Source organism: Bacillus sp. (in: firmicutes) (assembly GCA_012842745.1).
Taxonomy (GTDB): Bacteria; Bacillota; Bacilli; order Bacillales; family Bacillaceae_J; genus Schinkia.
In genome coordinates this window covers 555354-563661 of the sequence record DUSF01000035.1, presented here as the reverse complement: position 1 = coordinate 563661, position 8308 = coordinate 555354, and the positions used below count along the sequence as shown (strand labels likewise).

At 39.2% G+C, this 8308-nt stretch carries 6 protein-coding genes; all 6 read right to left on the bottom strand.

Annotated elements, in window-relative coordinates; all coding sequences use genetic code 11:
• Positions 1-205: 205 nt before the first annotated feature.
• On the bottom strand, positions 206-2503 hold the full coding sequence (locus GX497_07910) for a pyruvate synthase (GenBank protein ID HHY73137.1): 2298 nt from the start codon (positions 2501-2503) through the stop codon (positions 206-208).
• Position 2504: 1 nt separating this feature from the next.
• On the bottom strand, positions 2505-3518 hold the full coding sequence (locus GX497_07905) for a 4Fe-4S dicluster domain-containing protein (GenBank protein HHY73136.1): 1014 nt from the start codon (positions 3516-3518) through the stop codon (positions 2505-2507).
• Positions 3519-3742: 224 nt separating this feature from the next.
• On the bottom strand, positions 3743-4765 hold the full coding sequence (gene namA, locus GX497_07900; protein HHY73135.1) for an NADPH dehydrogenase NamA: 1023 nt from the start codon (positions 4763-4765) through the stop codon (positions 3743-3745).
• Entirely contained in the window at positions 4765-5694 is a 930-nt protein-coding gene (locus GX497_07895; protein HHY73134.1) for a ribonuclease Z, read from the bottom strand. Before GX497_07895 ends, namA begins: the two co-directional genes overlap by 1 nt.
• Before the next feature lie 3 nt (positions 5695-5697).
• Entirely contained in the window at positions 5698-6963 is a 1266-nt protein-coding gene (locus GX497_07890) for a DNA polymerase IV (GenBank protein HHY73133.1), read from the bottom strand.
• Positions 6964-6986: 23 nt separating this feature from the next.
• Complete coding sequence (locus GX497_07885; protein ID HHY73132.1) at positions 6987-8108, bottom strand: M20/M25/M40 family metallo-hydrolase; 1122 nt, start codon at positions 8106-8108, stop codon at positions 6987-6989.
• Between the last annotated feature and the right edge of the window lie 200 nt (positions 8109-8308).

The following is an 8308-nucleotide window of genomic DNA, read 5'->3' as shown; positions in this document are numbered from 1 at the left end:
TTGAAGTTAAAATAATTCGTGTAGGCACATGAGAGAATTTCTATTGTGAATTAAAAAGAAGTCTTTAAATAAACGAACAGGTTCGATTTAAAGGTGAAAATTGACTTGAACAAAGCTGTGTTTTTTTATATAGAAACAAAAAAAGGAATCGGCTATTTCTCCGATTCCCACTTCTTACCTCAGGAAAAACGCAACCGCGTTTTTCTTATAGATATGGGTTTTCATGCATTGCTTTCAGACGCTTCCAACGGCGCTCAATTTCTTTCTCAAATTCTTGATACAAAGCTTTATTTTCTTCTTGTAACATATGCTTTGTTTTGCCCATATATTTCAACCATTCGGAAAGCTCCACTTTCGTCTTCTTCTCTTCTGGGTTGTATGTGATTGTTGTTTCACCATGTTCAACCTCATATAGCGGGAAGAAGTTGCAGTTTACGGCTGCATCCATAATTGTATTTCCATAGCGGTCTTCTGATTTCCAGTTCAACGGGCAAGTAATTAAAATTTTGCCGTAGGACATTCCTTCATGTTGGGCATACCATTGCGCTTTTGCTGCTTTTTTCACTAAATCTTGCGGGAATGCCTCTGTTCCAGTGAAAATATATGGAATGTTTGTTGCCGCCATAATTTGCGCTGTATCTTTATGGTGGAACGCTTTTCCTTGTTGCGTCTTGCCAACGTTTGTTGTACTCGTCATATGACCAAAAGGCGTTGAATAAGACATTTGTGAACCAGTGTTCATATAACCTTCATTATCATATTCTAAAATAATTAGCTTATGGTTGCGGTTAGCCGTACCGATGGCTGACCCCATCCCGATATCCATGCCACCGTCACCAGTGATCATCACAAATGTAACATCATCATCAAATTCAATTTCACCACGGCGTCTCATTTCATAAAATGCTTCTACTGTTCCAGACAATGTTGCTGGACCATTTTGGAATAGGTTGTGCATCATCGGTTGTTTATGTGAACTATATGGATAAGCAGTTGTTGTAACATATCCACAACCTGTTTGGAATAATGTAATAACGTCGCCTTCGATGCCTTTGAAAAACAGTTCAAGTCCTGGGAAAATACCACAACCAGGGCATGCGCCATGTCCTGAACCAAGACGCTTTGGCTTCGTTGTTAATTGGCGCAATGGCGGGATTTTAACTTTTAATTTATTTGTTGTTGGATCTGGTGTCACTTCGATTAAACCAGTTTTGAAATCATCACCATGCATCGGTCTAATAACGGGCTTCAGCTTATTTTCAGACTTGCCAGGTACGATACCAAAGTAGTCAAACGGTTTTTCAGCATACCCTTTTTCCATCGCATCGATGGCCATCTCAAACATTTGCACCGCTTCTTCTGCGAAGAAGTCTTTACCACCAATACCAAATACACGACTTAAAACAATCGTTTTATTATTTTTATCTTCTTGAAGAGCAGATTTAATTTCATGCGTCATGTTTGCTCCATTGCCGCCATATGAATCCGCACGCTCACCAACTAATAGGGCTTTCACATTTTTAAGAGCTTTACGAATATCTTCAGCAGGGAATGGACGAATAATATTCGGACTAATGACACCCGCTTTAATGCCTTTGGCACGAAGCTTATCAACAGCATCTTTTGCCGTTTCCGCTGCTGAGTTAATCAAGAATAAAGCAACTTCTGCATCTTCCATTTTATACGTATTTAAAACTTCGTATTTACGACCTGAAATTTCAGCATATTCTGCAGCTACTTCTTTGTATACATCATAGGCTCTATATAAAGCTTCTGATTGTTGATAGTTATTGTTTATTAAATCATGGCCATCCATATGGGCACCAATCGTTACTGGGTTACGCGGGTCAACGACAACAGGATAATTTGTTGGGCGTTCTCCAACAAATTGCTGCACTGTTTTACGATCAGCAAAATAGCTTACTTTCCGTTTTTGATGCGATGTAAAGAAGCCATCATAAGCTACAATGACAGGAAGTCTTACATCAGAATGCTCAGCAATTTTAAGTGCCATAATATTCATATCATAAACTGCTTGAGGGGTGGGTGCTGTTAAAATCACCCAGCCAATATTCAAGCCAAAATATAAATCAGAATGGTCGCCACGGATATCTAATGGCCCACTAATCGAGCGTGTTACTAGATTCATAACCATTGGAAAACGAGTTCCGGATTGGACAGGCAGCTGTTCAAGCATGTACATAAATCCGTTCGCACTAGTCGCATTGAATACACGAGCGCCAGCAACTGCTGCTCCATAACAAATACCTGCTGAGCCATGTTCACCATCGGCAGCAATTAATTGAATATCATGCTCACCGCGTGCTTTCATTTGATCCAAAAATTGCGCAACCTCTGTAGATGGTGTAATTGGGAAGTAACCCATTAAATGATAATTAATTTGCGCTGCAGCCATCGCAGCCATTTCATTACCAGATTCAAATGTTACGAGTTGTTCTGCCTTATTATTAGCGTTTTGTAACTCTTTTTCGATCATTGCCATATTACATCACCCCTTCTAGTACTCTTGGAAATTTTTGTGCCACGCGATTTTCATCAGCATAACCTAGTGCCTCACGCATATCAATCAACGCTTCCGTTGGACAAGCCTCCACACATTTTAAACAGCCTTTACAATACTGATAATCAATCCCTTTTAAGAACATTTGCTTCCGGCCACGCTTGTCTTCCGCTTCTTCCCAAACAAAGCAGAAATCCGGGCAAACCGTATCACATTGAGCACAGTTGATACATTTCTCGATTTTAAATTCTGGTAGGAAGCCTTGTCTTGAACCGCTTAAATCTTTTAAAATACTATTTGCTTGCGCGGTAATCACACCGCCAATTTCCTGTGTTTCATAGCCTAGTCTAGACTCTGGCATTTTAAAAGCTTTTCCTTCTGCACCTTCAGGCACTTTGTATTCTTTAAATTGAACACTATTATAGCCCCGTTCAAAAGTGCGGATATTCGGCTCGACAAAATGTGGGTATTTCTTCTCGAACGTTTTCCTAATAACGGCTTTCATCGCTTCTGGGTCAAGGAAGTCAATAATTCTAAATAACGCTCCTAACATCGCTGTATTAACTTTTGTTTTTTCCTCTACAGCAATCCCTAATCCATCAACAATTGCTAATGTACCGTATTCAAGCTTTAAATCCTTTTTTACATCATCAAAATCACGAGTTGAGTTTACAAGGACAATCCCGTCTGCTTGTAAACCGCTTACAACATTTATTGTTTTATATAAAGCTTCATGGAACACCCCAACAACATGTGGTTGCATAATGGGACTGTGGTCGCGAATTTCAACATCAGCGTCGCAATAACGAATAAAACTTTTTACTGGTGTACCCTTCTTCTCTGAACCATAAGAAGAAAAGTTTGAGCCATTTAATCCCAAACCAAGAACACCCGCTTCAGCTAACATTTTTCCTGCTAGGTTTGCACCAAGACCACCGATAGATTCTAATCTAATTTCAAAGAAGCCTAATTCATTCTTTTTAGGTAATATTGACATTGCTACTCCTCCCCCTTGAGAAAATCGCTATATAGCTACTAACTAAATCAATTATATAATGTATTATACATCATATCAGTGATAAATGTTATATATTTTTTTAAAAAAATTATATAACACGATTATCTTATATTCAAAATACGTCTATACAGCAATGTTTAAACGTTATTTTAAGTTATATAACAGCATTGTTATTTGTAATATAACAGATTGACCGAACATTACTAAATCCAGCCGCGCTCATACTGTTTTGGTGTTTCTATGGAGGCGTTTAATTGTTTTGCAGCTTCATATGCCCAATAAGGATTTCTCAATAGCTCCCTGCCTAAAAGGACTAAATCCGCTCGACTGTTTTTCACAATTTCTTCTGCTTGGAGACTCGACGTAATTAAACCAACTGCACCAGTATAAATGTCTGCATAGCTTTTAATTTTTTCTGAAAATTGCACTTGATATCCAGGATAAATATCAATCTTTGCATTTGGGATTAAACCTCCCGAGCTACAGTCAATTAAATCGACCCCTTGAGTTTTCATTTCCTTTGCATAGTCTAAATAGTTTTCAACTGTTAAGCCTTCTGGGTGGTAATCTGAAGCGGATATTCGAACAAAGAGAGGCCCATCCCATTCTTTTTTTACAGCGTCAATTACTTCTTTTAAAAAACGGTAGCGTTTTTCAGCGGTACCACCATATTCATCATTTCTCTGATTTGTTAATGGTGAAAGAAATTCATGAATTAAATAGCCATGGGCTCCATGAATTTCAATCACGTCAAATCCCGCTTCTTTTGCCCGGCGTGCCCCCATTTGGAAATCGGCAATTGTTTCTTTAATTTCAGCACTCGTCATCTCTTTTGGTGTTTTCATATTTCCACTAAATGGAATGGCTGATGGAGCGAGGATTTCACCATCAACGGTTGCTTTTCTTCCCGCATGCTGCAGTTGAATACCAACTTTGGCTCCATGTTCGTGGCAGCGGTCCACGATAGTTTTTAAGCCTTCAATATGATCATCATCCCATATTCCTAAATCATGTTTTGAAATTCGGCCTTGTGGTGTTACCGCCGTTGCTTCAACAATAATCAGCCCCACCTGCCCAACTGCCCGGCTTATATAATGAGTGATATGAAAGTTTTGTACTTTTCCATCCTCCTCGTCGGATGAATACATACACATCGGTGACATGACGATGCGATTTTTAAAAATTGTATTTTTAATTGTAAATGGTGAAAAAAGTGCAGTTGTCATTACTCATTTCCCCTTTCGACTTTATACTTACATAAATCAGAGGCTATACATACATTCTGAAACACTTCTCTAGCATCATCTAATAATTCATTACTGTCATTACCTTGATAGCGTGAACTAATATGGGTCAAAATAAGCATCTTCACATTCGCTTCTTTGGCAACTTGGGCCGCTTGAATGTTCGTTGAATGGAAATAATCATGGGCTATTGTACCATCTTCTTTCCCGAAGGTTGCCTCATGGACAAGTAAGTCGACATCAGATGCCAATGCCACAGCCTTTTTGGTATAGCGTGTGTCTCCTAAAATGGCAAGCTTTCTTCCAGGCTTGTCTTGACCAACGAAATCAGCGCCATTGATTTTTGTTCCATCATTTAATGTAATTTGTTCCCCTGCTTTAATCCTTTGATAAATCGGACCAGGAGAAATCCCTAATTCTTTCAACTTATCCACTTGAAGCGCACCTCTTGAATCTTTCTCTATGATGCGATATCCAAAGCTTTGTATGCCATGCTCCAACTTTCCCGCTTCAACGATAAACTGATTGTCTTCGAAAATGATACCCTCTTCAATTTCCACTATTTCTAAAGGATACTTCAAATGTGTTGAACTTACTTTTAGCGACACTTCTACATATTCCTTAATTCCTTTCGGGCCATAAATCGTAAGTTGGGAAGTGCCATCCTGAAAAGAGCGACTGCCAAGAAGTCCAGGCAATCCAAATATATGGTCTCCGTGTAGATGGGTAATAAATATTTTTTCAATTTTGCGGGGCTTAATTGCTGTATGTAAAATTTGATGCTGGGTTGCCTCACCGCAATCAAACAACCAAGTTGTTCCTCTTTCTTGCGGTAGGTCAAGCGCTATCGCCGATACATTCCGTTCTTTCGCAGGAACACCTGCACCTGTACCTAAAAATATTAGCTCCACGCGTTATTCCTCCTCTCCCAGCTTAAAATCTTCTAAAAAATCTTTTTGGAAGCTTGTTGTCGGCACACTGTTATCAAGGACCTTCTTTTCAATACCTTTAACGATAATGTTGTCGCCATACTTGCTTTTTAACTTTTCCATTGTTTCCACTAAAGGCTCATCCTTTGCTTCTTCTTCGAATGTAAATAAATTGAGCTGCTTTGTAGAATCATGTTTTTCTTCAAGGTCTTGAGCCGTAATTCCTAATAAACGAAGCGGCTCCCTAGTCCAATGCTGTTTATATAAATACCACGCCGCTTGAAAAATATCTTCTTTTGTAAATATCGCATTTTTCAGCTTTCGGCTTCTTGTAACAGTGTCGCGGTTATAATAGCGAAGCGTAATTTGGATATTCCAAGAAACCATCTGCTTTCGCTGCATCCTTCTTTCTACAGAAGCAGCTAAACGTGCAAAAACAGCCTTTATCTCCCCTTCATCCGTCGTATCTTCGGGTAAAGTCGTTGAGTTACCAATGCTTTTAAAATCAGACACAGCATCGGGGTCAACAGGACGATTGTCTTCACCATTCGCCCGTTCTTTTAACCGTAGTCCATTAATCCCTAAGAGCTGTTTTAACTGATAGTCATTTGCTTTGGCAAGCTCCCCAATCGTCGTAATTCCAATTTTATTTAATTTCTCCGCTGTCCGTTTGCCGATGCCATGCATCACTTCTACATGTAATGGCCAAAGTTTAACAGGAACATCCCGTTTCCTTAGAATCGTGATTCCCATTGGCTTTTTCATATTTGAAGCTGTTTTGGCGAGAAATTTATTCGGGGCAATCCCGATGCTACACGGCAAATCCAATTCAGTTAAAATTTGTGCCTGCATTTTATGAGCGATTTGTATTGGTGAACCTAATTTGTAGCTCTCCGTTATGTCTACGTACCCTTCATCAATCGAAACAGGTTGGATTACTGAACTGTATTTCGCTAGGATGTGAAACATCTCTAATGAAGCTTTGCGGTATTTTTCAAAATCAGGTCGTCTGACAATCAACTCTGGGCATAATCTTTTCGCTTCCCAAAGCGGCATCGTTGTTTTCACACCTTTTGCCCTTGCTTCATAGCTACAAGTGACGATAATTCCCCGCCGCTCCTCTGGATTCCCGGCAATCGCCAATGGTTTTCCTTTAAGCGCTGGGTTGTATGACATTTCAACAGCTGCATAAAAGCAATTCATATCAACGTGAAGAATTACTCGGCCTTTTTTAGGATAAAGATGATGCATGATGTCTCACTTCCAAATAATCGCTATTGATTTGCTGCTTCCTTAATAATAGCAACGACAAGCTCCGCTGTTTTTACTAATTCTTTGATCGGCATTTTTTCTTTTGTCGTATGAATATCTTCATAGCCAACTGCAAGATTTACCGTTGGAATACCATGTCCGACAAAAATATTGGCATCACTGCCACCCCCTGATTGCTCAAGCTTTGGAGTACGGCCAATAGTAGTGATTGCTTTTTTGGCTAACTCCACAACATGATCGCCATCACTATATTTAAAGCCAGGGTACATAATCTCGACTTCAACATTAGCTTCCCCGCCCATATCTTTCGCCGTTGTTTCAAATGCCTCTTTCATCTTCGCTACTTGGGCATGCATTTTTTCATCAACCAATGAACGTGCCTCAGCTAATATTTCTACATAATCGCATACAATATTCGTTTGGCTACCACCTTCAAAACGGCCAATGTTAGCGGTTGTTTCCTTATCAATTCTTCCTAACGGCATTTTTGCGATTGACTTAGCGGCAATAGTAATCGCTGAAACACCTTTTTCAGGGGCCACTCCAGCATGGGCCGTTTTTCCTTTAATGATTGCCTTGATTTTTGCCTGCGTTGGTGCTGCAACAACGATGTTGCCTACTTCTCCATCGCTATCTAAGGCATAGCCGAATTTGGCAGTCATTAATGATGAATCTAACGCTTTTGCACCGACAAGACCAGATTCTTCACCAACTGTAATGACAAATTCAATCGTGCCATGTTCGATATTTTGTTCTTTTAACACCTTAATTGCTTCAAGCATCGCTGCCAAACCCGTTTTATCATCCGCACCTAAAATCGTTGTTCCATCCGTTACAATATAATCATCTTTTATTGACGGTTTTACGCCCCTCCCAGGCACAACCGTATCCATATGGGAGGTAAAGTAAATTGCATCAACATTTTCCTTTGTGCCATTTAAAGTACAAACTAAGTTTCCCGCACCATGCCCAGTTTGGGCTGTTGTGTCATCCTGAACAACTTGCAAACCTAACTGTTCAAATTTTTGTATTAAAACTTTTGCAATCTCAGCTTCATTTTTTGTTTCCGAATCTACTTGAACAAGCTCCATAAATTCTTGCACTAATCGGTCTTTATTTATCATAATGGGATTCCTCCTGTTGTTAACATTTCCCTTTTTATTATATAACTTATAGGTGGGATTACCAAATTAAAAACGATGTATATGACTTAGGTACTGCTTTTGTTCCATTTTTCTAAATACAGTATGTTCAAGCTAGATTTTCTTGTCTACAATACATAATATACATTCTAAATTTAATAACTATTTCAAAGGAACGTAAT